The following is a 26,277-nucleotide window of genomic DNA, read 5'->3' on the forward strand; positions in this document are numbered from 1 at the left end:
ATCCGACGAGTGGTCGACGCGCCGCTACCTCGACATGTCAAGGCTCGGTGAGACCGTACCAGCAGCGAACTGATCACCGCCACAGGGACGGGCGAAGACCAAAGTGCGCAAGAGTTCGGGCACTACCAATGCTTCCCGCCCTACTCGTAGCACCAAAGTACAGAAGAACAGCAGCAGATATCCAAGAGACCAGAGATACAAAGCATTTCGCCAAGTCTCCAATTAACTCTGAATCATTATCCACGTAGTATTTGCGTAATGTCTTAATTCCGATGAGAGCCGGCAACAGCAATTCAGAAACACCTACGGCAATGATTATGGCAGCTGCATCCCACTCAATTGGATCATTCTCATGAACGCCATAGAGAACGCCCAATATTATGATCAGCAAGCCCCAAATCGCGTCCATGATTGGGAATACGCCACCAATCGCGAATTTCCCATCTTTTCTACGCTTTGAATCCATGAAACCGGAAATAGAAAATAGAATCGTGCTGACGAGCATCACGATATAGCCGGCCATCGCCACAGCGGCATTCTCATAAAGAATGCCGCCAATTGCCATACTTACGCCTGCAATAAATGACACTGGCCCAAGGGCTAAGAAAGCCTTACGAATATGGGACTTTGTGAAGATTGTTTGCACCATTCGGCTCTCCGGAATCAGAAAAAATAAAGCAATACAGAAAAGTCTCCGGGCACATCGATTGGGAACAGATGATGCGCCCGGAGACGGAGCAGGGAACGGCGGTTGGCGTGGGGTAAGTGCGTTGCGCCGGCCGCCGTCCCTTAGCTATCTAGGCGCTCATGCCTTGCGGCGAGCGCGGAGAGCGAAGATGACGGAGGCCGCGATGAACAGTGCGCCGACGGCCACGATCATGGCCAGACCAGCACCGCCGGTCTTCGGCAGCTCGGTGATGTTCTTGGCGTTCCAGACGTTGTACTGGTAAGTAACCGAGGCGTCCTTGGAAACGCGTGCATCAACTGTTCCGCCATTAGCACCGGTTGGATCACCAAGGGCAACATTCGTGATGATCTTGTGACCATTATCCTCATCGCCAACAGCCGGGGTGATGGCGAACTCGAACGTCGGCAGACCGATGGAGGTGTAACCGGTCGGCGGCGCGATCTCGTGCACCTGATAGGTGCCGGCATCGAGGCCGGAGACGTTGATCTTACCGTTGGCGTCGGTGGTGAACACACCATCGGTATCGGCGGCCGCCGGCTCGCTATCGAGGTAGCTCCAGCCATTCTCGCCATAAGAACCGAGGTACTTGCCGTTATGCTTGCTGGTGCCGGAGACCGCCTTGATGGTGAACTTGGCACCGGGCAGCTTGGTGGTACCGGCCTTATCAGTCTTCAAAACACCGAACTTGTAGGCGTACACGGGCACTTCCGAGCCAGGAACCTTATGGGCGTGGTTCACGTCCTCCGGGCGGTTGGAGTATTCGAGGTCTACCTTGTTCGGATTCTTTTGCAGATTGTCGGGCTCGGAAATCAGCGCATCCTTGTTGAGCTTGGCCTTGACGATCACGGTGACGGCGGCGCCTTCGAGGATGCCGCTAGTGGCAGACTTGGAGCCCTCGGCCTTGTTGACGTACTTGCCGAGGTCGATGGTGGTCACGTGGCCGCCCTTGTAGGCATCGGTGTCAGGAGTGTTCGCATCGCCATAGCCAGTGACGGAAACGGTGTAGACCGGGACGGTGGAGGTCAGCTCGTAGTAGACATCATCGCCAACTGCGTAATCAGGCTGAATGTTCGGCGTGTAAGTGCCGTCGTCCTGGGGATCAACCAGTTTCTTGTCGATGGTCGTGGTGGTGTTCTTCAGCGTCACCGTGCCCCAACTGTCGGCACCATCGAACGTGGTCGGCGTGATGATCGGGATGGAGTTGGTGCCCTTCACATCGTCAGTAGTCGTGACATCCTTAAGGAACCACAGGCCCTGCTCAAGGTTCTTATTTTCACCAGTCTTCAGAGCGGTGTCACCGGTCTTGTAGGCAGCAGGAGCACCGGTCTCGGCGAGTTTCTTGGACAGCGACTCGGCGAATGCACGCAGCGAGGAGCTGTCACCACCCCACGGGCTGGTCAGCTCGCTTAGCGCCTTGCCGCTAGTGTCCTTGAACACCTTCTCGACCAAATACCCCATCGGGTTGGCGACGGTGTTGTCGGTGCTGAAGTAGTTAGCGTCTTTCTCGTATGCATCCTTTTGACCGCTAGTCATCGCGGCAACAATGGTGCCGACCATGTCATCATCGGTGTCGATAAGGAAGCCATTGATATTGTCACTGTTATCCTTGGTGATGTTGGTCAGCGACGCCAGATGCCAACCGTCAAAGCTGTGGTCCACCTGATCAGTTTTTGACTTGTTGATGGTGATGCTGCCGGTGGTCGGATCCGCAGCATACGCGGTGGAGACGCCTATGGCTAGACCGCTGACGGCGATGCCCAGAGCGGCGGCTCCGGAGATCACCCTCTTGAATATGGTGTTCATTTCTCTTTTCCTTTCTCTGAAATGAAGAAGAAGATTGTGTTGAATATTGGTTGTTCAGTTATGAGTGTTGATAGGTGGCCAATCGAAGTGGCCCAGGGAGAAAAATCAGTCGGAGTCCTCCTCCCGTCGCCGTTGGACTAGTTGATATCCGCCGGCGATGAGAACGCCAGCAAGTATGAATCCGCCGCCGACCAGCAGCACCAGATGCCCGGTCCAGTCAGTGCCCGTGGTGGGCAGACCGGTGAGCACCTTGGTGTTCACGAAGGTTGCTTCGACGGCATTTCCGGTGGTGCTGCTGGTGGAGGTTGACGACCATGTGCCGACCACCTTTCCGCCATTGGCTTCGGTGTTGCCGGAGTCATCGGTAGTGCGCGTCATCGTGACGGGCACGGACAAACCAGCCAGCTTTCCGATGGAATCTTTGGCTTGCTTGACCGTGACCACGACTCGGTACCCCGCCTTTGAGTAGCGCAGGTTTTCCACCGCGTCGGCGGAATCTGGCGCAATCTCGGTGATCTTGTAGGTATAGGTCTTGGCATAGTCTTTGCCGTCACCAGCTTCCGCCGCGAGGTTCGCGTCGGTGAACGTCATATCGCCGAACTTGGCTATGACGTTGGTCAGGTCAGTGGCACCGGACTCCGGGGCCAGAGAGATTGTGCAGTTCTTCTTGGCCTCGTCGCTGCTGCATTCGGCAGGCATAGGCGCGGCGGGGTTCGCGTCTACAGTCGGGCTGGTCGCTTCAACCTTGAACTTGAAGCTGACGTAGTTGCCGTTGCCGTCCTTCGGCCAAGACGTGTACTTCACGCTCTTCTTCACCGGGATTTGGATGTTTACTGGAGCCGAAGTGTTGGGAACGTTGGCCTCAGTTCCGCGATTGCCGCCGGAGCGGGTTGCGGGCGTCTCGGTCGCGGGCTGAGCCACGACAGCGGAAGCTTCAGTGCCAGAGATGGTAAGCGTGTAGACCGTGGTTGTTGCCACGTAGCCGTCTGGAGCCTTGGTTTCGGTCAGTGCGTATGTTCCGACCGGCAAGCCCTTGACCTTGATGACGCCGTACTCAGTATCGGCATCTGACAGCTTCTCACCAGTGCAGTCTGCGAACTCGGTGCCCGCCGGCGTGGTGTCGCCGTTGGTATCAACCGTCACGTTGTCGGCCACACAGTACACGTCCGTTACAGGGCTTGGACCGACGATCTTCCACTGAGAACCGGCAAGTTTGCCGCCCTTGGTGTCGACTTTGTTCCAGGTCACTTCGGTGGGCGTATCCGAGATTGCGTTGTCAGCACCCGGCTTCAGATTTTCATCAATATCGCCAGTCGCATTGCCGCTGGCCCAACCGCCGTTCCACGTGACATTGCCATCGGCATCAATCGTGAATTGGTACAGGGTCTTATTGATCGTGTACCCGTCCGGAGCCGTGATCTCATGGAGCCAGTACGTGCCGGCATCCAGACCGCCAACCTTGAACTTACCGGCTGCGGTGTCCGTATCACACTTCACGCCCGGATTGCCGTCCGCGCCATCCGATGCCGTGCAGGAAATGGCCTTTGCACCATCGTCAACAGCGTTTTCGGCAACGCCGGCAGCATCACTGGGCTGCGAGTCATCGGCGGGCGTCACCATGGCGTTCTCGTTGAGCACCGCCGCATCATTCGACTGGGCAGCAGCTGCGGCAGATGCAGGGCAGCCGGCCGGGGCGGTGGAGACCTGTGAATCGTTATACTGGTTCACGACTTGCACTTCGTTGCCCATGAACTCGAAATTGCTCTTATTCGACCCCTGGTACCACTTGTTGGTGCTCGTGTTTTCATCGTCACCGTGGAACAAAAAATACGTACGAAGCGACTGCTTCGGCAATATGGCATACACATAATCGCCGCAGCTCTGGCTCATCTCCACGAATTTCCAGTTATTATTGCCGTCGTTGTAGTACACGTAGTACTTCGACCAGTCCGACACCAGCGACTTCTTGAAGTACACCGTGGTGGACGGCACCTTAACCGTGAACGAAATCGTCTGATCGCCGGCCTTCGCAGTGATGACCGCAGAGCCGAACCCCGTCATCGTCACGGTTGCTTTTTGACCGTTTTCGCCGCTGGAAGTAACCGTTGCCACGCTCGCGTTGCCCGAAGACCAGGTAATCGGAACAGCCGGAGTGGAGGAAGCGGTGAACGTCAGCGCGCTGCCGACCGAAGCGGCAGTGACGGTGGAATCACTCTCAACCGTCTTGTTCAAGGAATCCTTGACGCTGAAATCCTTGACACTCATGGCTTTCACCGTGAAGGCGACTGGGTCGCTGCACACATCAGGGTTGGAAACCGAGCATGCCTTCACATACACAGTGACGTCCGTGCTGCTGGTACCGGTGATGGCGGCGGTCAAATCGCCGGTGCGGCCCAATGCCGCGGCTTCCGATGACGATTCGGAGGTGCTGCCCGCCTGATCAGTAAATGCCCAGGTGACTTTCTGCAGTGCACCGCCCGGTTGAACGGTTGCGGTCAGCGTGGCAGTTGGATTGTCGGAATCCAGAGTCGTTGAAGAAGCCGAGGCCGTAACGTTCGTCGCCTCATTGGTATTGTCCTTGACATTCCAGCTCTTGCTGGCCGAGCCATTCTCAGCCTGCTGGATCTGCCACTCGGAGCCGGCGAGCTCCTTGCTGGTGTCATCGGCATCGACCTTTGACCAAGCGATCTCATTGCCGGACTTTTTGTTGGTGATTTTGCCGGTGGTGTCGTCGATCACATCACCCGTTACGTAGTTGATGGCTTCGCCAGTTTGGCTGGTAGTTACCGAATATACGGTTTCCTTTATCTGGTACCCATCCGGAGCCTGCAACTCCTTGATGTAGTACGTTGCATTCGGATTCAGATTGCGCACGGTCAGCACGCCCTCATTCGCATCGGAATCGTTGCTGCCGTTATCCGACACAGTCAGTAGCAACTGGGTGGCATTAGCATCTGCGTACACGCCCCACTTCGAGCCTGCAAGCTTGGTGTCAGTATTATCAGCGTCGACCTTCTGCCAGCCAATGATTGAACACTCAGACGTGTACGAACCGTTCCACGGCAGGTTATGGCGTTCCTGATCCATATCGATGATGGAGGCGGAATCCGTGTTGCCGAACTTTTTCGCAACTCTCGGATTGGCCATAGCAAAATCTTCGCCAACCATTACTCGGCCGTTGGTGGTCACGTGTGATTCAAAACTGCCATACGGCACGAGGATGCTGCCGAGCATAGCTGCGGCTGGATCATCATCATTCTTAGTGTTCTGACCACCCTGAATCTTCAGAGTCCCACCGGACCGGATTCCAGTGAAGTTCCACATAATCGACTGCGCAGCATGAGCGTAAGCTTCAGCGTTCTCATTGTTCTTGACGTAACCGTTCGAGATTTCTTTGACATCGCTGCTGCCAATAGTCGATTTTGCATCGCCGCCCCACCAGAAGCGCCAGCCATTTTGGAAGGAAACATTCATACCATCGGTGGTGCCGGTCACGTTGACCACCACAGAAGCGTTTTCCGGAATGTTACGGAACCAGTAGCTCACACCCGTGGAATCCTTAATCTGGCTCAGTACATTGGCATCAATAGTGAACGACTGGAGTAAAGATTCGCCATCACCCGTAAAGGTAAGCAACTTTTCAGCATGAGTAAAGCCGTTGAAGGACTGCGAGTTATCGTACTTGTATCGGGTGTATCCATTGAAAGGAGGCGCTTTGCTTACCGTTACGGCGCCGTTTTGCGGAATCTTGGCAAGCTCCGCGGAGAGCGTGGCATTTTCCGTGGTTTGATTGGTGTAATCAGTGCCATTCACATTGGAGAGCACGTTAGCCTGGCCCCAAGCCACAGACGGCGTATCCACACCTGACTCATTACCGTCATAGGTATACGGATACACGCTGTATTGTGTTCCGCCCCATGACTTAGTTTTGTCGCCAGCAAGCTTGGCCTTGTAACCGGTAATTTGCTTTTTCTTATCAGAGGTCATCTTCTGATTCAGACCGGCCGATGAGCCCCATGCCATAACTTTCACATTGGAGCCGTTAGCAACTTTATCGAAGCCACTATTTTCTCCACCTACAGCGAGCACCGTACTGTTGGCTGGCGGAATAAATTGCAAGCCGAAAGCCACCGTGCCAATCGAGAAGAAGCCTTTGAGCGGATGGAACAGGGCGTCACCCTTAACGACTGTCAGACCCTCAATTTCCGCAGCATAAGAGCCATCAGGACCCGAAGCCGTATTGAGTTTGTTTTGATCAGTGGATAGGAGTACCTACAAAGAAATTACGGCCAACATAGGTGGCAACACCCGTGTCATTCATACTGCCTACAGCGGTGTCATCACCAAGATTATGCGTCTCCGGCACACAAATACCGGCGGTGCCATCGGCGGCATAGGCAAGTTTGTTATTCGAAAATGCGAGTGAGCCAGTTGACGTCACCAGCACGGCAGCGGCAAGCAGGGCAGCGGCGGCAGCCTTGAATTTCGCTACCCTCCCCCCGAAACCTCTCGCTATCTTCATGCTTTCCTCGTCTCCGGCGAACTGTCGTCTAACGCATGTATCGGCGTACGCTACAGCTCGCTCGTTATGTTTACGGGTCGTGGAGTGGACATGCAGCTTTGCGGAGTATATCCACTTCATTGGCGGAATCAGTTTTGCACACGTTGGCTTTCGGCCGTTCCGAAGTCGACCTTAAACAACTAATCACCACTGGCCGACTTCGGCGTGCATCACTTCTCTCGTGTGCACGATGTCATACTGCAAAGGTTGTCATTATTTCAACCCCATACCCCTAACTACGGGTGCAGTAGTTGCGTTTTCCCGCATAGCTACAAGCAAAACCTGTTCAATATACAGGCATTTCCGCCCGGCGTGTCGAAATCACATACCCCTATTAGGGGATAGCTACGTATTGCATACCTATGCAATAATCACCACTAAGAAAACACCGCCATACAGGGCAGCCACCCAGCTACCAATCAAGAAGTCTCACTCAAAGATTATTCTGCAAACGATGTCAATACGTGTCGAAGCTGAATGTGCATCCGTTAATTCCGCCACCCCACACTCGGTGGCATTGCACAACGCAAACGGCTTCTCACAACCAAGCAATAACCACTATATAGCCCATCGAGCATGATACCGTTGTCACAGCGATGACGATATATGACCACGCGCACCGACAGCGCAGCGCAACAGCACACATCAACAAGGGATAGCGACCATGGCAAAAGCAAGCATTCAGGCAGTAGCAAAAGAAGCCGGCGTTTCCGCATCCACAGTGTCTCGCACCTTTGCCAAGCCCGATCTGGTACTCCCCGAAACCCGCGATAAGGTAATGGCCGCCGCCGAAAAGCTCGATTATTCCATCTCCCGATCGGCCGCCGCACTGAAGTCCGGCCAGTCGTTCCGCATTGCGCTGCTGGCCAGCGAGACCATCACCACCTGGTTCAATGCAAACATCTTTGCAGGGCTTGACTCAGTGCTGCGCCCTGCCGGCTACGACACCGTGGCCTACCCGATGCGCAACGCCGAAGAGCGCCACGATTTCTTTGCCGACCTGCCCGTGCGCCGCAATGCAGACGCGGTAATCGTCAGTTCATTCAACATCGAGCCGGCCGAGGTGGAGCGCCTCAAGCACATGCATGTGCCGATCATCGGCATCAACATCCCTTCCACGGACGGATTCGACGCCGGCGTAAGCATTGACGACCAAGCCGCCACCCGCGCGGCCGTCGAACACCTCATCGCGCTGGGGCATCGGGGCATCGCATTCGTTGGCGGCATTCCCGCCGAGACGAACATGCGATATAGCGCCGAATCGCGACTGCAGGGCGTGCTGAACGCCCAGGCCGCGCACCCGGAACTCACCGTGACCAACCTTCAGGTGCCACGCGGCGCATCGGAGACCAGCGCGGCTTTGAACACGGTGCTGACCGCACCGGCCGGCACCACTGCATTCTGTTTTGAGGACGATGAGCTGGCGCTGCCGGCGCTATATCGCCTACGCCAGTACGGCAAACGCGTGCCGCAGGATATTTCGATTGTGGGATTTGACGACGTTGAAATGTCTCAGGCCGTGGGACTGACCACCATGCATCAGGACCCGTTTGCCATGGGCGCCGATGCTGGGCGCATGGCACTGGAGACCATTGCGGGCGAGTCGATTGAACCGGCGTTCATTCAGCCCGACGCGCCGCTTGTGCTGCGTGAGACTACTGCACCTCCTGCTGCGCCTGCGCAGGGGTGATTGGGCGCGGTACACCGCGTCGCCTCTCCCCGCGATGCCCTTTTCTGCGCGGGCTAAGGCAAGCGTGACTACGTTATCACCGCAAAACGCCAATGCATGCACTTTCGCATGAATCATTTGCATGATACCGTTGTCATCAATACAACAAACAAGCATGGGCTCACCGCTGCAGTTCGAGCCCAGCTGAATCCAATAACTAATAATCAATAGCCCTTATCAATCGGGCGCAGCGAACCACGTGAGCCACACAGCCACGCACGAACAGGAAGGAATCGGCATGACCGCCAACAACCTCAATGACGACTGGTGGAAGCAGGCCGTCGTCTACCAGATCTACCCGCGCAGCTTCAAGGACGTCAACGGCGACGGACTCGGCGACATCGCCGGCGTCACCGAGAAGATGGACTACCTGAAGAACCTCGGCGTCGACGCGATCTGGCTCTCCCCGTTCTACCCCTCGGACCTGGCGGACGGCGGCTACGACGTGATCGACTACCGCAACGTCGACCCGCGCCTAGGCACCATGGACGACTTCGACGCGATGGCCAAGGCCGCGCACAAGGCCGGCATCAAGGTGATCGTGGACATCGTGCCCAACCACACCGCTGACAAGCACGTGTTCTTCCAGGAGGCCCTCGCCGCCGAGCCCGGCCCCCCGGCGCGCGACCGCTACATCTTCCGCGACGGCCGCGGCGAGCACGGCGAACTCCCGCCCAACGACTGGCAATCCTTCTTCGGCGGCCCGGCCTGGGCGCGCGTGGCCGACGGCCAGTGGTATCTGCACCTGTTCGATAAGGCGCAGCCGGACGTCAACTGGAAGAATCCGGACATCCACGAGGAGTTCAAGAAGACCCTGCGTTTCTGGTCCGACCACGGCACCGACGGCTTCCGCATCGACGTGGCGCACGGCCTGGCCAAGGACCTCGAATCCAAGCCGTTGGAAGAGCTCGGCCGCGAATACAGCGTGGTCGGCGTGCTGAATCATGACTTCAGCCACCCGCTGTTCGACCGTCGCGAGGTGCACGATATCTACCGCGAATGGCGCAAGGTGTTCAACGAGTACAACCCGCCGCGCTTTGCCGTGGCCGAGGCGTGGGTGGTGCCCGAGCACCAGCACCTGTACGCTTCGATGGACGAGCTGGGCCAGTCCTTCAACTTCGACTTCGCGCAGGCCAACTGGTATGCCGACGAGTTCCGCAAGGCCATCGCCGCCGGACTCAAGGCGGCGGCCGAAACCGGCGGTTCCACCACCACGTGGGTCATGAACAACCACGACGTGCCGCGCAGCCCCTCCCGTTACGGCCTGCCGCAGGTCAAGGGCGCGCCCTACCACCAGCTGCCGCACGATTGGTTGCTGCGCAACGGCACCACCTACCCGGAAGACCGCGAGCTGGGCACTCGCCGTGCCCGTGCCGCCGCGCTGATGGAACTCGGTCTGCCCGGTGCCGCATACATCTATCAGGGCGAGGAGCTGGGTCTGTTCGAGGTTGCCGATATTCCGTGGGACCATCTGGAGGATCCGACCGCATTCCACACCGCTCGCGCCACGATGGACAAGGGCCGCGACGGTTGCCGCGTGCCGATTCCGTGGACCGCCGCCGACGAGCCGGCCTTGGCCGATTTCAGCCGTCCGGCTCCGGCCGATGACGGTACCGGCGAAAACCATGTGCCGCTGTGTGCAGCCGGCCAGTTCGGTACAGGCGCGTCCTTCGGCTTCTCCCCCGCCGTGCGAGCCGACGGCGTGACGGCTGCCGCTGATCCGCATCTGCCGCAGCCGCTGTGGTTCAAGGATTACGCCGTGGATGTCGAGCAGGCCGATCCGGATTCGATGTTAGCGCTGTATCGCGCCGCACTGGCGATTCGTCAGGAATCGCTGACCGCCACCCGCGACGCCACGGCCGAGCAGGTGGACATGGGCGACGATGTGGTGGCGTACACCCGCGCAGCGGTTGGCGGGCACACGTTCACCTCGATCACCAATTTCGGCGACGCTCCGGTCGCGCTGCCCGATGGCTCCGTGGTGCTGGCGTCCGGCCCGCTGACCCCCGAAGGCCAGCTCCCCACCGACACCTCTGTGTGGGTCATTAAGTAACTTTGTGGTTCACCACGTGGTGGCCCATCCCACCACGATGTCAGCGTAATTTTGCATTCCGTGGAATAGAACCGTTTTGCGTCACCGCGTGGTGGGCAGTTCGCTACGTCGTGAGAATTTCACCTCGCGATGGAGGTTTGACTACGTGGTGGGAACCATGCGAAAGGCCGCCGTTCCGAATGAATCGGAGCGGCGGCCTTTTGGTACGTGCTGGGTACTCCCCTCAGGCGCTTATGCGCCAGCGGGAGCTACAGGGGCTCACTGAACCTGGGCGCGGGCGATCTTGCCGGTGAAGGAGTTGGCCTCGTCGGCATCCTTGACGCCGTCCTTGTTCCAGGAGAACATGGCGCGCAGCTTCGGGCCGACGGTCTCGATGCGCTCGTTGGAGTACTTCTCCTGCAGCTCCTTGAAGTGCGGGGCGCCGGCATCCTGATCGTCGATGAACTCCTTGGCGAAGGAGCCGTCCTGGATGCGCTGCAGGTGGTATTCCATGCGCTTGCGGCAGTCCTCGTTGATGACGGTGTTGACGTAGTCGCCGTACTGAGCGGTGTCAGAGCAGGACCAACGAGCCTTGTTCAAGCCACCCTCGTTCATCAGGTCGACGAGCATCTTGAGCTCGTGGCAGACCTCGAAGTAGGCGATTTCCGGCTGGTAGCCGGCGTCGGTCAGGACTTCGAAGCCCATCTCGACGAGCTTGTTCACGCCACCCATGAGCACGTTCTGCTCGCCGAAGAGATCAGTCTCGGTCTCTTCCTTGAAGGTGGTCTTGATGGCGCCGGCGCGCAGAGCACCGAGGGCCTTGGCGTAGGCCAGGGTCAGAGCCCAGCCGTCGCCACGCGGATCCTGCTCGACGGCCACGACGACCGGCACGCCACGGCCAGCGGCGTACTCACGACGAACGATGTGGCCCGGGCCCTTCGGGGCAACCATGAACACCGGGTGATCCTCAGACGGCTTGATGTAGCCGTAGTGAATGTTGAAGCCATGAGCGAACGCGACGGCGGCACCCGGCTTGATGTTGGGCTCGATGTCGTTGGCCCAGATGGTGCGCTGGTACTGGTCGGGGGCCAGAATCATGATCACGTCGGCCTCGGCGGAAGCCTCGGCCACGGACTTGACCTCGAGGCCCTGCTCCTTGGCGAAGTCGACCGACTTGGAGGTCGGACGCAGGCCGACGACCACGTCGACACCGGAATCGCGAAGGTTCAGCGCGTGGGCGTGGCCCTGGGAGCCGTAGCCGATGATTGCGACCTTCTTGCCTTCGAGAACAGAGAGATCACCGTCGTTCTCATACCAGATCTGTGCTGCCATTATTGGCACTCCTTTTCAGTAGTGGGTTGTGGCGCCGCTGGGCGCCGGGGTATCTACGGTGTGCAGATAAGTCCTGTTTTGCGAGGATTGTGTCCTTCAAACCGAGTTCAATCCTACCGAGAACGTGGCCATAGCCCGGTCAGAGTCCACAACGTGAGCTATTTCACACCAGAGCATGAGAAATGGACTTGCCACCCCCGCATAGCAATTCCAAAACAAGAGTTGCGCCAGCGCCTGCCGCCATCAATCACTGAAATAGATATCGTGGTGAAGGGCACATCCAGGATTGAACCGTGCGCCGCAGCAAGGGCAGCACGGAGTAACAGACTCCATCGCCCGCTCGTATTCGCGAGGCGTCATTTGGTGCCGGCAAACACCGCACATCACAGCGAGCGAATCCATGTCTCGCCACGCGATACGATCATGCCCAGCCAGTTCATCATGGCATCGGTAGCAAGCGTAATATTCGTCACAACAGGCGAAACGATTCGCAACAACATCCAATGGCGAATGCCAGTGAACACATCGCCCCTGACCATCCACGAGACGCCCGCGAATGGCTGGATTCCGGCCTTTGTCCTGCGATCCGTCACGCACGCTGTTCACCATGCCTCCCTTTTCCGGCTATGACCAATATTCAGTGTTGCACAAGTAAATGCACAATTTTTTGTACAGGCCAACCAATCGCACGCCGATCATCATCGCTAGCATGAGTGCTCGTTATTACAACTCGTCATGTGCAGCGGTCTGCGACCCACACTCGTGCAAGCAATATGCCGCACGAGCTCCATGGGGAGCATCGGGCGGAGGGACAGATTCGGCCGAAAGCACATGGCAACTACTATGAAGGGACTGTATTTATCATGGCTTCGCATGTTCATTTCACGAGCCGCGACTTGGTGCGCATTGCCATGTTCGCCGCGTTGCTCAGTGTGTTCAGCTTTATCCGCATTCCTGTTGGCCCGGTACCGATTACTCTGCAAACCCTTGCTGTGATGTTAGCGGGTCTGATTCTGGGACCGGTGAATGGAATGCTGTCGGTGTTGCTGATGCTCGTACTCACCTTCGTCGGCATTCCCCTGCTTGGCGGCAACGGCGGTCCAGCGATTTTCGTGGGTGTAAGCGCTGGATATCTGTACGGCTGGATTCTTGGAGCCTTGGTGATCGGACTTATCGCACATCAGGGTCATCGTCTGGTGTGGTGGAAGAGTGCGCCGGCCAGCCTGATTGGCGGCGTACTGATTCCGTATGCCATCGGATTCCCGGTTCAGGCATTGGTTATGGGCGCTCCTCTCAAGGGTGTTATTATTTCCGGCATGATCTTTGTTCCCGGTGATATCGCCAAAGTGGTGATTGCCACGTTGATTGCCACCGCGCTGATGCGCGCATACCCGGCCGCATTCCCCGAATCGTTGCGCGCTAGCAAATGATCGTCTTCGACCATGTGAGAGTCGAGGCAGAAGGCAAACGCATTATTGATGACCTGAGTTGCCAGCTTGACCTTGGTCTCGCTGGGGGCTCAGGCCCTCGCCGTATTGCCATCATTGGCGTCAATGGCTCAGGTAAATCCACATTTCTCCGTCTGATTGACGGTCTGGCCAAGCCCACATCAGGCACGATACGTGTCATGGGCCTCGACCCCACACGGCAAGCCAAGCAACTGCACCGCAAAGTGGGGTTCGTGTTCACCGACCCTGACACGCAAATCATCATGCCTACACCAGCCGAAGACGTGGCCTTTTCGCTGCGGGGCATGGGGCTGAGCAAATCCGAGTCTTCGGCACTGGTTGACCGTCAGCTGCAATCATTCGGCCTAACGCCTCACGCTGGTACTCCGGCGCACAGCCTGTCTGGCGGGCAGAAGCAAATGCTGGCCCTTGCCGCCGTGCTCGTGCGCAACCCGGAGCTGGTGCTTGCCGACGAGCCGACCACCATGCTCGATTTGCCCAATGCGACGCGCATCGAAAACCTGTTGATACACGATATCGCCTGCCCACTGATTGTTTCCACCCATAATCTTCGGCTTGCTGCACGCTGCGATATGGCGGTCCGCTTTGCCGATGGGCACATTCTCGAAACCGGCGAGCCCCGCCACGTTATCGCGCGATATCTTGCCGACTGCGGCGTTACGGACAACGAAGAAGCCGAGACATCCCTATGATTTCGCTGTATATCGCAGGCGATAGCGTGCTGCATCGATGCCCTGCCGCAGTGAAACTCATCGTGTCACTGGCGGTGGCAACGGTATTGGTGATTCCGCATTTATCGTGGTGGGTGATAGCCGCCTGCGGCGCGTTATGCGCAATATGGTATGCCATGTCCGGCCTTGGTCCGCACGTTTTCGCTCGTCAATTGTGGAGCGCGTGGTGGGTGGTGGCATTCACCGTGGTAGTGCAGGTGTTCTTTGTGCCATGGCAAACCACGGCGTTCAATGCGGTGCGCGTACTTGAACTGGTCATGATCGCAAATCTGGTAACACTCACCACCCGCACTGAAGACATGTTGGATACCGTGCTGGCAGCATTGCGGCCATTGCGACGATTCGGCGTCAATCCGGACCGCATTGGGCTACTGTGCGCATTGACCATCTCAGCGATTCCACTGATTAATCGCAATGTGCGAATTGTGCGGGAAGCGAATCAGGCCCGTGGAGGTCATGGTGGCGTGACCGCATGGGCGGTGCCTCTGCTGGTGCTTATCCTGAAGCAGTCCGACGAGCTGGCCGATGCGCTCGATAGTCGTGGGCTGTAGCTGATTCGACTGAACACAAGAAACCGCCGCTCCCGCATGAACGGGAACGGCGGTTTCTTGCTTGTACAAAGGGATTTAATCCTAACGATCTCTCCCTCCGCCATCGCTACGCGATGCCACCTCCCTCATCAGAGGGAGGTCATAGGTCACTGAACCTGGGTACGAGCGATCTTGCCGTTGAAGGACTCAGCTTCGTCCTGGTCCTTGGCCGGGCCGTTGTTCCAGGAGAACATGGCGCGCAGCTTCGGGCCGACGGTCTCGAGGTGCGGGTGGGAGTACTCCTCCTGCAGCTCCTTGAACTTCGGCGCACCGGCGGCCTGATCGTCCATGAACTCCTTGGCGAAGGAGCCGTCCTGAATGCGCTTCAGCTGATACTGCATACGCTTCTTGGTCTCCTCGGTGATGACCGTGGAGGTGTAGTCGCCGTACTGGGCGGTGTCGGAGCAGGACCAACGGGCCTTGTTCAGGCCACCCTCGTTGGCCAGGTCGACCAGCATCTTCAGCTCGTGGAACACCTCGAAGTAGGCGATCTCCGGCTGGTAGCCGGCCTCGGTCAGCACGTCGAAGCCCATGTCGCACAGGTGGTTGATGCCACCCATGAGGACGTCCTGCTCGCCGAACAGATCGGTCTCGGTCTCCTCGGTGAAGGTGGTCTTGATGGCACCGGCGCGCAGAGCGCCCAGAGCCTTGGCGTAGGCGAGGCACAGCGGCCAAGTCTTGCCGTCCGGATCCTGCTCGACGGCCACGACGACCGGCACACCACGGCCAGCGGCGTACTCACGACGAACGATGTGGCCCGGGCCCTTCGGGGCAACCATGAACACCGGGTGATCCTCAGACGGCTTGATGTAGCCGTAGTGGATGTTGAAGCCGTGGGCGAATGCCAGGGCAGCGCCCGGCTTCAGGTTCGGCTCAACGTCCTTCTTGTAGACGGCTGCCTGGTACTGGTCAGGCAGAAGAATCATCACAACGTCAGCCTCGGCGACGGCCTCGCCAACCGGCTTGACCTCAAGGCCCTGCTCCTTGGCGAACTCCACGGACTTGGAGGTAGGACGCAGGCCGACGACCACGTCGACACCGGAGTCACGCAGGTTCAGCGCGTGGGCGTGACCCTGAGAACCGTAGCCCAGGATGGCCACCTTCTTGCCATCGAACACGGACAGATCGGCGTCCTTCTCGTACCAGATAGTTGCTGCCATTTTTGGCGCTCCTTTTATTTATTTGTTTATTTATGGGGTTGAAATTTTCTTGCGTTCTGCGGGGTTTCGCTGAGCGATATTCTGTTGTGGCTTTCCTTGTGGGCTTTTCCGATATGCAGGTTTAGTCCTGTCGCATCGGAAAAGCCCTGCAGGGGTTCACTTAGTGGAATTGAGGTTTTTCACGTTGTGAACTTGGCGATATCTAGTTATGGAGGATTTCACTTGGTGAAATCAACGTCCTGGCGGAGCCGTTAAGCAGACAGCCCAGTGGGCTGTCTGTAGACGACGCCCGAACGAAGCGATAGCTGAGTGAGGGTAGGAAACCAGTCGTTGACTTTACTTGGTAAAGTCAACGTCCTTAGTCTCCTTGCAGGTGAGCACGGAGACGAGGCAGCACACGGCCATCACGGCGAGGTAGAGGCCCACGGAGTGGACGCCCCAGTTGTGGGCGAGCCAGGTGGCGATGGTCGGCACGAAGGCCGCGCCGACGATGGCGGCCAGGTTGTAGCCGATGCCGGAGCCGGAGTAGCGCACGTTGGCGTCGAACAGCTCAGGAAGGAAGGCGCCAATCGGGCCGAAGGCGATGCCCATCAGGGCGAAGCCGACGCACAGGAACACCATGCTGGCGAAGAAGTTCTTCTGGCCGACCAGACCACCGTCCAGCAGGAACGGGAAGAGTACGGCGAACACCACAAGTGCGCAGGAGGAGAAGGTCAGCACGCGACGGCGGCCGATCTTGTCCGCGTACAGGCAGGACAGCACGATGAACAGGGCGAACACGCAGATGGAAATCATAAGCATGAGCAGGTATTCCTGGTTGGTGAAGCCGAGGTTGCCACCGCCGTTCGCGGTGTCCTTGGTGCCCCAAGCAAGGGACCAGGTGGCGAGCGTGTAGAACAGCGTGTAGGTCACAGCCACGAGGAAGGTGGCCTGCAGCACCTGACGCCAAGACTTGCGGAAGACCTCGGTCAGCGGGGACTTGACGACCTTCTTCTGCTCCTGAGCCATACGGAAGATCGGGGTCTCCTCCATGTGAACGCGGACCACGAGACCGACGATCACCAGGATGGCGGACAGCAGGAACGGCACACGCCAGCCCCAAGCCAGCATCGCGTCCTGATTGTTGAAGGATTCGAGCACGAAGTAGGTGCCGTTGGACAGGAAGAAGCCGATCGGGGCGCCGAGCTCCGGGAAGGAACCGTACAGTGCGCGCTTGTCTTCAGGCGCGTTCTCGGTGGCGACCAGTGCCGCGCCGGACCATTCGCCGCCCAGGCCGATGCCCTGGATGAAGCGCAGCAGGCAGAGGATGGCGACTGCGCCAACGCCGACCTGATCGTAGGTGGGCAGGCAGCCAATCAGGAAGGTGCCGACACCCATGGTCATCAGGCTGACGACCAGCGTGGTCTTGCGGCCCATGCGGTCACCGAAGTGGCCGAAGATCAGCGAGCCCAGCGGGCGGGCGATGAAGGCGATGGCGAAGGTCAGCAAGCTCATCAGCAGTGCGACGGTGGGGTTGTCCTTCGCGGAGAAGAAGATGTGCGGGAAATAGTTTGCCGCGGCGGTGCCGTAGGCGTAGAAGTCATAGAATTCGATGGCGGTACCGACCATCGACGCGGCGATTACGGTCTTGACCGAATCGCGTACCAAGGTAGCGGCTTTACCTGCCGCCTGCCCTAAGCCAGTCTCTTCGACTGCTGCAGTCATTGTTACTCCTGTTTTGCTCTCGTTCACTCTCATTGGCGGGCGATTATTTCGTCTCACAGGGAGGTTGTTGTTCTGTTGCTGTGTTGTTGCCGTGTACTGTCCGCTACCGTTTCCGTCTGCGGGATTCTGCCGTAAGCCTTGTGAGCGCAACAAAAAAGCCCCGCATCTTGCAGGGCCTTACCGATTGTGTCAGCTTGATTGGCCCTGCCTTCGTTGACGGGGCTTCAAGCATCAGTGCCGAATTAGTCCGCCAGCGAAGACGGGCTAATAATTCGTGCGGGTACAAACGCAGAAGCATTGAATCCAGTCATCGCGTGGCCTCCTTTCGGTATTTCCTCAGGCCGTTCGACCTGAACTGGAATGTAAACATAGGTTTGGCTGTCTTGCCAATCCAGCAAGGGTTCACATTGTGGACATTGTGACGTAGGAGTCATGTGAGATGGGTGACTGTGCGCGGCTGTGCCTCGGCTCCCCTCAGTCGGCTACGCCGCCAGCTCCCCTCAGAGAGGGGAGCCAAGATAGGAGTCACCGGGTGGTTTCGCCGGGGATAAAGGTTACGGGGATGACTTCTTCGGGAGTGGGTTGGGTGTCAACGTCCGAAGCACTATCGTTCTTGGCCGGAGAGGCGGGGCCACCGTCGGCGGCGATCTGTGAGTCCATGCGGACGGCGAGCGCGGCGGCGATGGCCGGGAAGTCCTGTCGAATCACGGTCAGGCGTTTGCCGGCGGTTTCGGCCATGAGAGTGCCGTCATAGGCGATGACTTGCAGATCAGCAGGCACCTCGATACCCCGGCGTGAGGCTTCCTGCAATGCCACGGATGCCACCACATCGGAGCCGACGATGGCGTCGACATCGGGATACCGCTCGAAAATGGCGCATGCGGTGGCTGCGTGGGCGGCGGTGTCGGCCACGGCGCCGGCCTCCACGTAATCGCAGGCAATGCCGGCATCGGCCAGCATCCGCTCAACGGTGAGATGGTAGCGAATCGTGAGGAACGTGGTGGCCGCCGCGAACTGGGAGCGCGGGCCGCCGACGAGCACCACATGACGCGCTCCGGAATCGATGAGCTGACGGGCAATCAGACGGCCTCCCTGTTCATGATCAGACCGGACGACCGGCACACCCTCACCGAGCGTGCGGTCGAAAGCGACAATTGGCCGATGGATGGAGGTCCAGTAGTCGGCCGGATGCTCGGTGTGGGCCGCCATGATGATGCCGTCCATCATGTGTCGCTGCAGCATATCGGCGTATTCGCCCTCGCCTTTGTCCGCATCGGCGGTGGAACACAATAGGGTTTTGAGGTCGCGCGCGGCGAACTCGCGCTGCAGATGCGCGGTGAGTGTGGAGAAGAACGGGTGGGCGACGGTCGGTATGATCACGCCGATGGTGTTGGTGCGGTTCCGGTAGAGGTTGCGGGCCAGCTCGTTGGGAATGTAGTTGAGCTGGCGCATCGCGGACTCGACTTTGGCACGCATATCGGCCGAGACGTAGCCGGTGTTGTTGACCACCAACGAAACGGTGCTTAAGGACACCCCTGCCGCTTTGGCTACGTCGCGCATGCCGACCATGGTTTTGCTCCCCTGCGAGTACTGGACTGGATCACTGCTGACCAGTGTACTCGAACCGGTTTATTATTCGGCAGATTTGGCGGTGAGGGTGACGATTCCGGCCAGCAGCACCATGACGATGGCGGACGGGAAGAGCAGGTAATAACCGAAGCTGTGCTCGAAGGCGTTCACCAGTGGCGCGCCGATGATGGCGGCGAGCGCCAGACCGGCCGAGTTGGCGAGCGCATAAATGCCGAGGTCGTGGCCGGCTCGGCGCGGGTCGGGCAAAGAGTCCATCACCAGTTCAAGGCCGAACGAATCGTAAATGCCGAAGGCGAATCCGGAGATCAGCGCAAACAGCAGCATGCCGTTTTCACGGGCAGTGCCGGTGGACCAGACGCCAAGGCCCCATGCGGGCCCCAGACCAATCGCATACAGCAGGCAAGCACCGGCCACCACGCGTGTGGTGGGAATGTTCTTTTCTTCAATCGATTCGGAAATTGGCCCGGCGGCCCAGGAGGCGAGCGCGGCACCGATCAATGTGGCCACAGCCATACCGGCAATGAGGAATCCGGCCGGAATGGTCAGCGGGGCGGACGTGAATACCACGGCCTTGCCATAAACCCAGAAACGTACGAGATACCACAGAAACACACCGGTCAGCCCAACACCGGCCATCATGCACGTACGGGCGGCGAACACCCGGGAGAACTCGGGAGCGTGGGCCGGCAGGCACAATTGGTCAAGTACCTGACTGCGGTCAAAAAGCTGGTTCGGCTGCTCAGTGCTAGAAGGCTCCTTGGGCAGAATCAATACGGTGGCAATACCGGACACTGCAAATAGCACGGCGGTGTAACTAAACGGCGTAAACGAATTGAACATCACACCAAGCGCACCCATGCACACGCCAAGCACTTGACCGAGCATCACACCGATGCCATGCCAGCGTTCGATGCGAGGGCGGAACTTGTCGGGCACCCGTTCGCTGATGGCGCTGGTCAACGGCACGGAAAGCATCGCATAGGCGAACTGTAGGAACACCCAGAAAATACAAAGCACAATGATGCCGATATTCTGCCCCAGAATCAGCGTGATCAGCGCGCACAGCAGACCTCCGCCAACCATCCACGGGGTACGACGGCCCAATGGCGTGCGCGTGCGGTCGGACAACACTGAAATCAGCGGCATCGCAAACATGGAGGCCACTACGCCGACAATCACCAACACGGCCAGAGGCATCGCCAATTCGGTGGCGACGGGCAACGGGCGGCCAGTGCCCGGATTGATGGCGATATGACCGGCAACAGCAGTGTCATAGCCGAACGTACGCGCAATCGCGTTGGGCATGGCAATGGTGTTCAACGCCACCCAAGGTGCGCCGACCAGAATTGAAGCAGCGAAGAAACCCCAGTTGAGTCGGGAGACCTGACCTGCGGTAGGGCGTTGGCCATTGACGGCGACCATGGGGTCGCGCATGTCGAGGTAGGCGGACGACATATCCGGCGCGGGAGTGTCCACACTGGCGGCTGCAGCAGCGGCTGTCGAAGAACCGGCGGAAGCCAATCGCACAGTTTGGGCCTCGGGCTGGTCGGCGGACGCTTCGGGCGGGCGGCGGCGATTCTTGATGGCCAGTCTGGCCACGGCGGCTTTGTCTTCAGGACTTAGGACCTTGTCCAAATCCAGGCGATCATCAATACCCGGACGCACATACGGTTCCAACATGATGCTGCTCTTTCTCTGTTCTGCTGCTCGTCTCGTCGATTCCGGCGGGATGCTTGGGCCGCGCCCGCAGGAGCACGACCTTCAACCCCGCATACGCAAAACCGCCCGAGCGCACTGGCTTCAGTGCACTGCGGGCGGTCTGCTTTCCATGAACCCAGCTTACGCCGGGCGCACTACTTGGGCTAGGGTTTTGCGCCTACTTGATGCCACGGATCTGCATGATGAGGAAGGCTGCGATAAGCACCACAACGATGCACACCGGGAACACGAGACCGTAGTTGCCGCCGGTGGCCATGACCACGCCGGAGGTGAGCAGCGAGCCAAGCACGGTGGACAGGGTGTTGGCCATGTTGAGCACGCCCAGATCCTTACCGGCTTCCTTCGGGTTCGGCAGAATAGACACGTTCAGCGCCTGGTCGATGGCGTTGTACACGCCGTAGCCGAAGCCGGCGATGGCGGCGAACAGGTACATGCCCCACGCATTGTGGAAAATCCACGGCATTGCGGCGCCCACGGCGAACAGCACACTGGCCAGCGCCACCGGAACCTTGCGCATGCCGAGACGGTCGGAGATCGGGCCGGAGACGAGCGCGGCAATCAGGGAGACCACCATCGTGATCACGGACATGGTGGCGATCACACCGGCGGCGGCCTTCTTGAGCTCATCCGGCCCATATCCAGAGTCGGAGAAGGTGTAGTACTTGACCACATACAGCAGGTAGCCATTGATCATCTGGTAGCCGGCGACCATCATCATGCGGCCGAACAGTGCGTAGTAGAAGTTGCGTGCGCCCTTGCCGTGCGGCGGGATGAATGCCTTGAGCACCATCGTCAGGCTCAGCGGCTCGCGAGCTTCGTCCGCATTGGAAGGTTCGCGCGGCCAGATGCCGACCACGATGATGCCGACCAGCGCGAAGCCGAGCGCGCCGACGGTTAAGCCCATGTTGATGTTGCTGATGAGCAGGGAGCCGACCAGAGAGCCGGCGGTCTGGCCCAGCACGCCGCCCGCGCCCATGAAGGAGGAGACGGAGCCGCGGAACTTGTCCGGCACGCGGTCGGACATGGTGGCCACGAACGGCGCGTTCATCCAGTTGTAGAACAGCTGCATGCCGCACCACAGCAGCAGGATGACCGGCAGCGAGCGGGTGACGAGCAGACCCGCCACGCACGCGCCGCACAGCAGGCCGCCGCTGATGATCCACAGCGTGCGCTTGCCCCACTTGGAGCGGGTCAGGTCGGAGAAGGTGCCGAACATGATATTGGCCACCAGAGCCACCACCGAACCGACCGAGTTGATGGCGCCGATGAACGCCTCGCGCTGGCCGGGGGCGATTTGGTCGACCAGCTGGGGCACCAGAATCGAGGACAGCGACACCCACACGATGCCGGTGATGATCAGGCTGACCGTGAAGCCGGTGCCGAGCCTGACCACGTCCATGACGGACGGGCGACGGCCGTAGCTATCGGCCATCGGGTCACGCTGCGCAACCTCGTTTTCGAGTGATTCCATTACGTTGTTCGATGCTTCAGTCATGATTGGTGTCTCGATTCCGCGATTAGTCGACGCTGGCGGCCGGCGGGTTGGCGAGCAGATCGTGGGTTTCGTGGTCGCCGGCGGCATCGCTCCAGGCAAGGCTGGCGACCGGGGTGGTGTTGTCTGTGCCGAGGCCGCGTCCGGGCTCGAAGGTGAGGGCGGCCGTGGACGTGCCGTCGGCGGCGGTCCAGCGGAAGGTGATGGACGAGTCGCCATCGACCTCGTAGCTGAACTCGCCATCGAATGCAGGCAGTTCGTTGCGGAACTTGGCCAGGGCGTTCAGGGCCTTGACCACCGGGCGTTCGAGGTTTTCATCGATTTCGGCGGTGGAGTAGTAGTGGCGATTGATGTCGCGGCCGTTGTTGGTGCGGCGCAGCAGTTCCATGTCGTTGCGGCCGGCGAGCGCGCCCACGTAGTAGACCTGCGGCACGCCCGGCAGGAAGAACTGCACGGCGCGTGCGGCCAAGTAGTGCTGGTCGTTGCAGCCGAGGGCCGAGTAGTACGTGGAGTTGACCTGGTAGAGGTCGAGGTTGGACGCGGCGGCACCGGTGGCGGCCTGGGATTCGCCGTGGGTGTTGGCATGGATGGTGTTGACCAGGTTGTCGACGTCCTCGTCGGGCACGAGGCCCTTGAGGGAGCGGTCGAGCTGGTCGGAGCCGATGTCGATCACGCCGATGCCATCGTGCGTATCGAGCACGGTGACGGCGTTGTTCGGGCGGATCTCGGTCCAGTGGGCCACGGGTTCGACGTGACCGGTGAACAGCGAGTGCAGAAGCAGCGGCGGCAGGGCGAAATCGTAGACGCGGTCCACCTTGGAGGCGATCTCCACCTGCTTCTTGTAATAGCTGTGGACCTCAATGAGGATTTCAAGGCCGCGCTTGACGCCCTCCTCGCGCAGACGGGAGATGAGCTTAAAGGTCTTGGGGGTCATGAAGCAGCTGGTGCCGGCTTCCTTGGCGCCGTAGCCCACGGCATCGAGACGGATGTAGCGCACGTGGCTGGCGGCCATCTGATCGAAGATGGACATCAGGTATTCCCAGCCCTTGGCGGAATCAGTGTCGATGTCCACCTGCTGCGGGGTGAAGCTGACCCATACCAAACGGGTCTTGCCGCCGAGGTTGTAGTGGGTGAACGGCAGGCCCGGGCGCGGGCGGTAGATGCCGGCCAGGTCTTCTTCGGTAGCGCCGTTCGGGAAGACGGAGTTCATGGTCAGGAACATCGGGTAGTACTCGGAGTTCCCGCCGTTCTTCAGCACGTCCTGGAATTGGGCGGATTCCCAGCTCATGTGGTTGACGATGGCGTCGACCATGATGTCGTGGGTTGTGGAGAGTTCGGCGACGTCATCCCACGAGCCGAGGCGCGGGTCGACCTTGGTGTGGTCGATCGGGTCGAAGCCGGCGTCCGCGCCGTCAAACGGGGTGAAGAACGGCAGGATATGAACGCCGTCATACACGCCGTTGAAGCGGGTGCGCAGAATGTCGGTCATGCTGGCGATGGTGCCGTCGCCGAGACGATCCGCGTAGGTGATGAGTTGAACTGTGTTCTTCATGGCAACTCCTGTGTTGTGTTTCCGGTTGCGTCAGCATTGTTCCTGCCGGGACTCGGGCGCGTGCGATGACGTGGATGTGTACGACTAAACCGCTGTCTTTACCATCACGTTCTCGTTGCATTGAACCAATTCGATGCTAACGCCGGAGCATCTTACAGTCCAATCGCCGGCGTGTCGAACCGGTTCGACGCCGAACATAAAGAAACCCCACCCGAATAGGTAAGGGGTGGGGTTTCGTTATGCCGGAGGGCGCCGTCAATCGCCAATTACCGGCGGAATGCACCATTGCAGCGATTGCAATCGGCTCTCTCTAAGCGAGCCGGAACCGGACGGCGCATCAGCCCTTCGGCACGGAGCCCTGCTGGGCGTGATCGAAGACCGGCCTGTTCTTGGCGTCGAACTTGTAGATGCCGATTGAGGCGGTGCCCGGGTTGGAGGCCTTGACTGCGGTGGCGATGGAGGAGAAGTTCGTTTCGGTCGGGTCGAAGGCGTCCTTTTCGCCGTACACGACGTTCACGCCGGCATCCTCAACGGTCTTGACGACCACGTCACGCAAGTGCGTACCGTACTCATCGTTGAACACTGCGATGGCCAGGTTCTTCACGCCATCCTGGGCGATGACCTGGCCAGCACGGCACCCTGCACGGTGTCCGGCGGAATCGTGCGGAAGAACATCGGATCAAGGCCGGACAGCGAGGTGGAGGTGGCACCTTCGGAAATCATCGGAATGCCGGCGGTGGTGACCTGCTTGTACGTGTTCTTGACCACGCCGCTGGACGGCGGGCCGATGATAACGGACGGGTTCTTGGAAATCAGCGCGCGGTTGCGCCGAGATTTCTCTCTCGTTACCGGGCAGCCGGTTCGTTACAGGATAATAACAGACGTTTTATGGACGATTAGTCGGTAATCGTGGTATCTCGCGCGCGGACGAACGCAGGCGCATCAGTGCGCCAGGCTGCCGACGATCCAGCCCAACGCCACACAGATCACCGGCACCACGATGGTGACCAGCACATAGAACGCGGCCATGGCGAGATGCCGGTTACGCGCCAACGACACCATTTCATTGATTGCGGTGGAGAACGTGGAGAAACCACCGAGGAAGCCGGTGACGAACAGCAGGTACGTCGATTCGGGCACCACTTGGTGGGCGAATGTGGCGGCGGCCAAGCCGGCACAGAACGTGGCGACTACGTTGATAATGAACGTGGACAACGGAAACAGTCGGTTCCACCATCGCTGAATCGACGTGTTCAATACGAAACGGGCCACGGCACCGAGGCCGCCGCACATGCACACGAGCAGGAACGTCATCAGTGCACCTCCCCTGTGGTGAGGTCGCCGGTCAGCGGAATCTCATCGGTAATGGGCGCGGGCTCGTAGGATGGCGGCGCACTGAGGGGGGAGTCATCGGAGCCAGAGGGCATGACGATGGTTTCTCCGGCGGTCACGTGGCGGCCGGAACCATTCGGCGACTGTCGCTGGTTCATTACCGCGTCGGCGGCGATCTTCGTCATACGTCGCACGGTGAGCGCCAAGCCAAGTCGGGCACCCGCGTAGGCGACCAGCAGGCCGCCGGCGAAGCTGATGAGCAGATAACATACGGGACCGGCAATATGGCCCGCATGCAATCTGGTGAGTTCCTCGATAGCCAGCGCGGAGAGCGTGGAGAAGCCTCCGCACATGCCCATGCCGATGCCGCGCGAAGTGAGCTGCCGGATGCGTTTGCGAATCCAGGATGCCTGAGACAGATAGGACGTCAGGCATGCAAAGATAAAGCAGGCGATCATGTTCGCCGTGAATGTGGGCACATGGAATGAATGCCAGAACCCGTGCGGGGCGGCGGTGGCGGGCATCACCAGATTCAAGCCGTAGCGCATGGCCGTGCCCAGCATGCCACCGAAAAACACGACGAGGTACATCATGCCGTCGGCCAGCGGATTGAAGCGGGCCTGGACTCTTTTTATGGGAGCAAGCGGAATCTGCGGCGGCCGTGCGGCAGCAGCCGCGCCTTGCGGAGAAGGCGTGGACTGGGCGCGTACTTGGGCCGCCGAGATTTCTTGGGTGCTGGGCGTCGGTTCCTGCATACGAATCGGCTATCTATCCGGCTGTATCGACTGTGGAT

At 59.2% G+C, this 26,277-nt stretch carries 19 protein-coding genes and 1 pseudogene; 5 read left to right on the forward strand and 15 right to left on the reverse strand.

The genetic code is table 11. The annotated features are described in order from the left end of the window. Positions 1-73: 73 nt before the first annotated feature. The 4 genes from ACEUKI_RS05280 to ACEUKI_RS05295 all read right to left on the reverse strand — a co-directional run bounded on the left by ACEUKI_RS05280 (position 74) and on the right by ACEUKI_RS05295 (position 7,013). Positions 74-649 carry a hypothetical protein gene (locus ACEUKI_RS05280; RefSeq protein ID WP_374156592.1) on the reverse strand — a complete coding sequence of 192 codons (576 nt, stop codon included), beginning with the start codon at positions 647-649 and terminating at the stop codon, positions 74-76. 156 nt (positions 650-805) lie between these two features. Beyond that, complete coding sequence (locus ACEUKI_RS05285; RefSeq protein WP_374156593.1) at positions 806-2,491, reverse strand: SpaA isopeptide-forming pilin-related protein; 1,686 nt, start codon at positions 2,489-2,491, stop codon at positions 806-808. 105 nt (positions 2,492-2,596) lie between these two features. After that, positions 2,597-6,514 carry a SpaA isopeptide-forming pilin-related protein gene (locus ACEUKI_RS05290; protein ID WP_374156594.1) on the reverse strand — a complete coding sequence of 1,306 codons (3,918 nt, stop codon included), beginning with the start codon at positions 6,512-6,514 and terminating at the stop codon, positions 2,597-2,599. A gap of 232 nt (positions 6,515-6,746) precedes the next feature. After that, positions 6,747-7,013 (reverse strand): hypothetical protein, encoded by a 267-nt coding sequence (locus ACEUKI_RS05295; RefSeq protein WP_251847710.1) that lies wholly within the window; start codon positions 7,011-7,013, stop codon positions 6,747-6,749. Between the two features lie 703 nt (positions 7,014-7,716). Between ACEUKI_RS05295 and ACEUKI_RS05300 the strand changes: the two genes are divergently transcribed. Both ACEUKI_RS05300 and ACEUKI_RS05305 read left to right on the forward strand, forming a co-directional pair. Continuing rightward, on the forward strand, positions 7,717-8,742 hold the full coding sequence (locus tag ACEUKI_RS05300) for a LacI family DNA-binding transcriptional regulator (RefSeq protein ID WP_374156595.1): 1,026 nt from the start codon (positions 7,717-7,719) through the stop codon (positions 8,740-8,742). Positions 8,743-9,019: 277 nt separating this feature from the next. After that, positions 9,020-10,834: a glycoside hydrolase family 13 protein gene (locus ACEUKI_RS05305; RefSeq protein WP_080785575.1), complete on the forward strand. Its 1,815-nt coding sequence runs from the start codon at positions 9,020-9,022 to the stop codon at positions 10,832-10,834. Positions 10,835-11,092: 258 nt separating this feature from the next. Here ACEUKI_RS05305 and ilvC (ACEUKI_RS05310) read toward each other — a convergent pair whose 3' ends face one another. Continuing rightward, positions 11,093-12,145 (reverse strand): ketol-acid reductoisomerase, encoded by a 1,053-nt coding sequence (ilvC, locus tag ACEUKI_RS05310; protein ID WP_007051650.1) that lies wholly within the window; start codon positions 12,143-12,145, stop codon positions 11,093-11,095. 243 nt (positions 12,146-12,388) lie between these two features. Further along, complete coding sequence (locus ACEUKI_RS05315) at positions 12,389-12,754, reverse strand: CHY zinc finger protein (protein WP_080785576.1); 366 nt, start codon at positions 12,752-12,754, stop codon at positions 12,389-12,391. A gap of 254 nt (positions 12,755-13,008) precedes the next feature. Between ACEUKI_RS05315 and ACEUKI_RS05320 the strand changes: the two genes are divergently transcribed. The 3 genes from ACEUKI_RS05320 to ACEUKI_RS05330 are packed head-to-tail and all read left to right on the forward strand — an operon-like array spanning position 13,009 to position 14,896. Continuing rightward, positions 13,009-13,575, forward strand: a complete 567-nt coding sequence (locus tag ACEUKI_RS05320) for a biotin transporter BioY (protein WP_080785577.1) — start codon at positions 13,009-13,011, stop codon at positions 13,573-13,575. After that, complete coding sequence (locus ACEUKI_RS05325) at positions 13,572-14,306, forward strand: energy-coupling factor ABC transporter ATP-binding protein (RefSeq protein WP_080785578.1); 735 nt, start codon at positions 13,572-13,574, stop codon at positions 14,304-14,306. Before ACEUKI_RS05320 ends, ACEUKI_RS05325 begins: the two co-directional genes overlap by 4 nt. After that, positions 14,303-14,896 carry an energy-coupling factor transporter transmembrane protein EcfT gene (locus ACEUKI_RS05330; RefSeq protein WP_080785579.1) on the forward strand — a complete coding sequence of 198 codons (594 nt, stop codon included), beginning with the start codon at positions 14,303-14,305 and terminating at the stop codon, positions 14,894-14,896. The genes ACEUKI_RS05325 and ACEUKI_RS05330 overlap by 4 nt, the downstream gene beginning before the upstream one ends. Positions 14,897-15,042: 146 nt before the next feature. Here ACEUKI_RS05330 and ilvC (ACEUKI_RS05335) read toward each other — a convergent pair whose 3' ends face one another. The 9 genes and pseudogenes from ilvC (ACEUKI_RS05335) to ACEUKI_RS05375 all read right to left on the reverse strand — a co-directional run bounded on the left by ilvC (ACEUKI_RS05335) (position 15,043) and on the right by ACEUKI_RS05375 (position 26,239). After that, positions 15,043-16,095, reverse strand: a complete 1,053-nt coding sequence (ilvC, locus tag ACEUKI_RS05335; RefSeq protein WP_080785580.1) for a ketol-acid reductoisomerase — start codon at positions 16,093-16,095, stop codon at positions 15,043-15,045. Positions 16,096-16,431: 336 nt separating this feature from the next. Further along, positions 16,432-17,799, reverse strand: a complete 1,368-nt coding sequence (locus ACEUKI_RS05340) for an MFS transporter (RefSeq protein ID WP_374156596.1) — start codon at positions 17,797-17,799, stop codon at positions 16,432-16,434. A 525-nt stretch (positions 17,800-18,324) separates the two neighbouring features. Next, positions 18,325-19,368, reverse strand: a complete 1,044-nt coding sequence (locus tag ACEUKI_RS05345; protein ID WP_374156597.1) for a LacI family DNA-binding transcriptional regulator — start codon at positions 19,366-19,368, stop codon at positions 18,325-18,327. Between the two features lie 63 nt (positions 19,369-19,431). Beyond that, positions 19,432-21,069 (reverse strand): MFS transporter, encoded by a 1,638-nt coding sequence (locus ACEUKI_RS05350; protein ID WP_080785591.1) that lies wholly within the window; start codon positions 21,067-21,069, stop codon positions 19,432-19,434. Between the two features lie 196 nt (positions 21,070-21,265). Further along, positions 21,266-22,603, reverse strand: a complete 1,338-nt coding sequence (locus ACEUKI_RS05355; protein WP_218673060.1) for an MFS transporter — start codon at positions 22,601-22,603, stop codon at positions 21,266-21,268. Between the two features lie 22 nt (positions 22,604-22,625). Further along, the gene (gene gtfA / locus ACEUKI_RS05360) at positions 22,626-24,152 is read right to left on the reverse strand and encodes a sucrose phosphorylase (protein ID WP_080785592.1); all 1,527 of its coding nucleotides are present in this window, start codon (positions 24,150-24,152) and stop codon (positions 22,626-22,628) included. A gap of 427 nt (positions 24,153-24,579) precedes the next feature. Next, positions 24,580-24,974 (reverse strand): annotated as a pseudogene (locus ACEUKI_RS05365) (ABC transporter substrate-binding protein); the annotation flags it as partial. 120 nt (positions 24,975-25,094) lie between these two features. Beyond that, a complete protein-coding gene (locus ACEUKI_RS05370; RefSeq protein ID WP_100969650.1) occupies positions 25,095-25,466 on the reverse strand; it encodes a CrcB family protein in 372 nt (123 codons plus the stop codon). Next, positions 25,466-26,239: a CrcB family protein gene (locus tag ACEUKI_RS05375; RefSeq protein ID WP_080785594.1), complete on the reverse strand. Its 774-nt coding sequence runs from the start codon at positions 26,237-26,239 to the stop codon at positions 25,466-25,468. Before ACEUKI_RS05375 ends, ACEUKI_RS05370 begins: the two co-directional genes overlap by 1 nt. Positions 26,240-26,277 lie beyond the last annotated feature (38 nt).

The organism is Bifidobacterium sp. 2450 (genome assembly GCF_041900695.1).
In the GTDB taxonomy this organism is placed as follows: Bacteria; Actinomycetota; Actinomycetes; order Actinomycetales; family Bifidobacteriaceae; genus Bifidobacterium; species Bifidobacterium longum.

Coding starts and splice junctions, on each gene's coding strand:
- ACEUKI_RS05320 (WP_080785577.1), top strand. CDS start 13,009: ATGGCTTCGCATGTTCATTTCACGAGCCGCGACTTGGTGCGCATTGCC.
- ACEUKI_RS05355 (WP_218673060.1), bottom strand. CDS start 22,603: ATGACTGAAGCATCGAACAACGTAATGGAATCACTCGAAAACGAGGTT.
- ACEUKI_RS05375 (WP_080785594.1), bottom strand. CDS start 26,239: ATGCAGGAACCGACGCCCAGCACCCAAGAAATCTCGGCGGCCCAAGTA.
- ACEUKI_RS05350 (WP_080785591.1), bottom strand. CDS start 21,069: ATGTTGGAACCGTATGTGCGTCCGGGTATTGATGATCGCCTGGATTTG.
- ACEUKI_RS05290 (WP_374156594.1), bottom strand. CDS start 6,514: ATGGCATGGGGCTCATCGGCCGGTCTGAATCAGAAGATGACCTCTGAT.
- ACEUKI_RS05370 (WP_100969650.1), bottom strand. CDS start 25,466: ATGACGTTCCTGCTCGTGTGCATGTGCGGCGGCCTCGGTGCCGTGGCC.
- ACEUKI_RS05340 (WP_374156596.1), bottom strand. CDS start 17,799: ATGACTGCAGCAGTCGAAGAGACTGGCTTAGGGCAGGCGGCAGGTAAA.
- ilvC (WP_080785580.1), bottom strand. CDS start 16,095: ATGGCAGCAACTATCTGGTACGAGAAGGACGCCGATCTGTCCGTGTTC.
- ACEUKI_RS05300 (WP_374156595.1), top strand. CDS start 7,717: ATGGCAAAAGCAAGCATTCAGGCAGTAGCAAAAGAAGCCGGCGTTTCC.
- ACEUKI_RS05285 (WP_374156593.1), bottom strand. CDS start 2,491: ATGAACACCATATTCAAGAGGGTGATCTCCGGAGCCGCCGCTCTGGGC.
- gtfA (WP_080785592.1), bottom strand. CDS start 24,152: ATGAAGAACACAGTTCAACTCATCACCTACGCGGATCGTCTCGGCGAC.
- ACEUKI_RS05305 (WP_080785575.1), top strand. CDS start 9,020: ATGACCGCCAACAACCTCAATGACGACTGGTGGAAGCAGGCCGTCGTC.
- ACEUKI_RS05315 (WP_080785576.1), bottom strand. CDS start 12,754: ATGGTGAACAGCGTGCGTGACGGATCGCAGGACAAAGGCCGGAATCCA.
- ACEUKI_RS05330 (WP_080785579.1), top strand. CDS start 14,303: ATGATTTCGCTGTATATCGCAGGCGATAGCGTGCTGCATCGATGCCCT.
- ACEUKI_RS05325 (WP_080785578.1), top strand. CDS start 13,572: ATGATCGTCTTCGACCATGTGAGAGTCGAGGCAGAAGGCAAACGCATT.
- ACEUKI_RS05295 (WP_251847710.1), bottom strand. CDS start 7,013: ATGAAGATAGCGAGAGGTTTCGGGGGGAGGGTAGCGAAATTCAAGGCT.
- ACEUKI_RS05280 (WP_374156592.1), bottom strand. CDS start 649: ATGGTGCAAACAATCTTCACAAAGTCCCATATTCGTAAGGCTTTCTTA.
- ACEUKI_RS05345 (WP_374156597.1), bottom strand. CDS start 19,368: ATGGTCGGCATGCGCGACGTAGCCAAAGCGGCAGGGGTGTCCTTAAGC.
- ilvC (WP_007051650.1), bottom strand. CDS start 12,145: ATGGCAGCACAGATCTGGTATGAGAACGACGGTGATCTCTCTGTTCTC.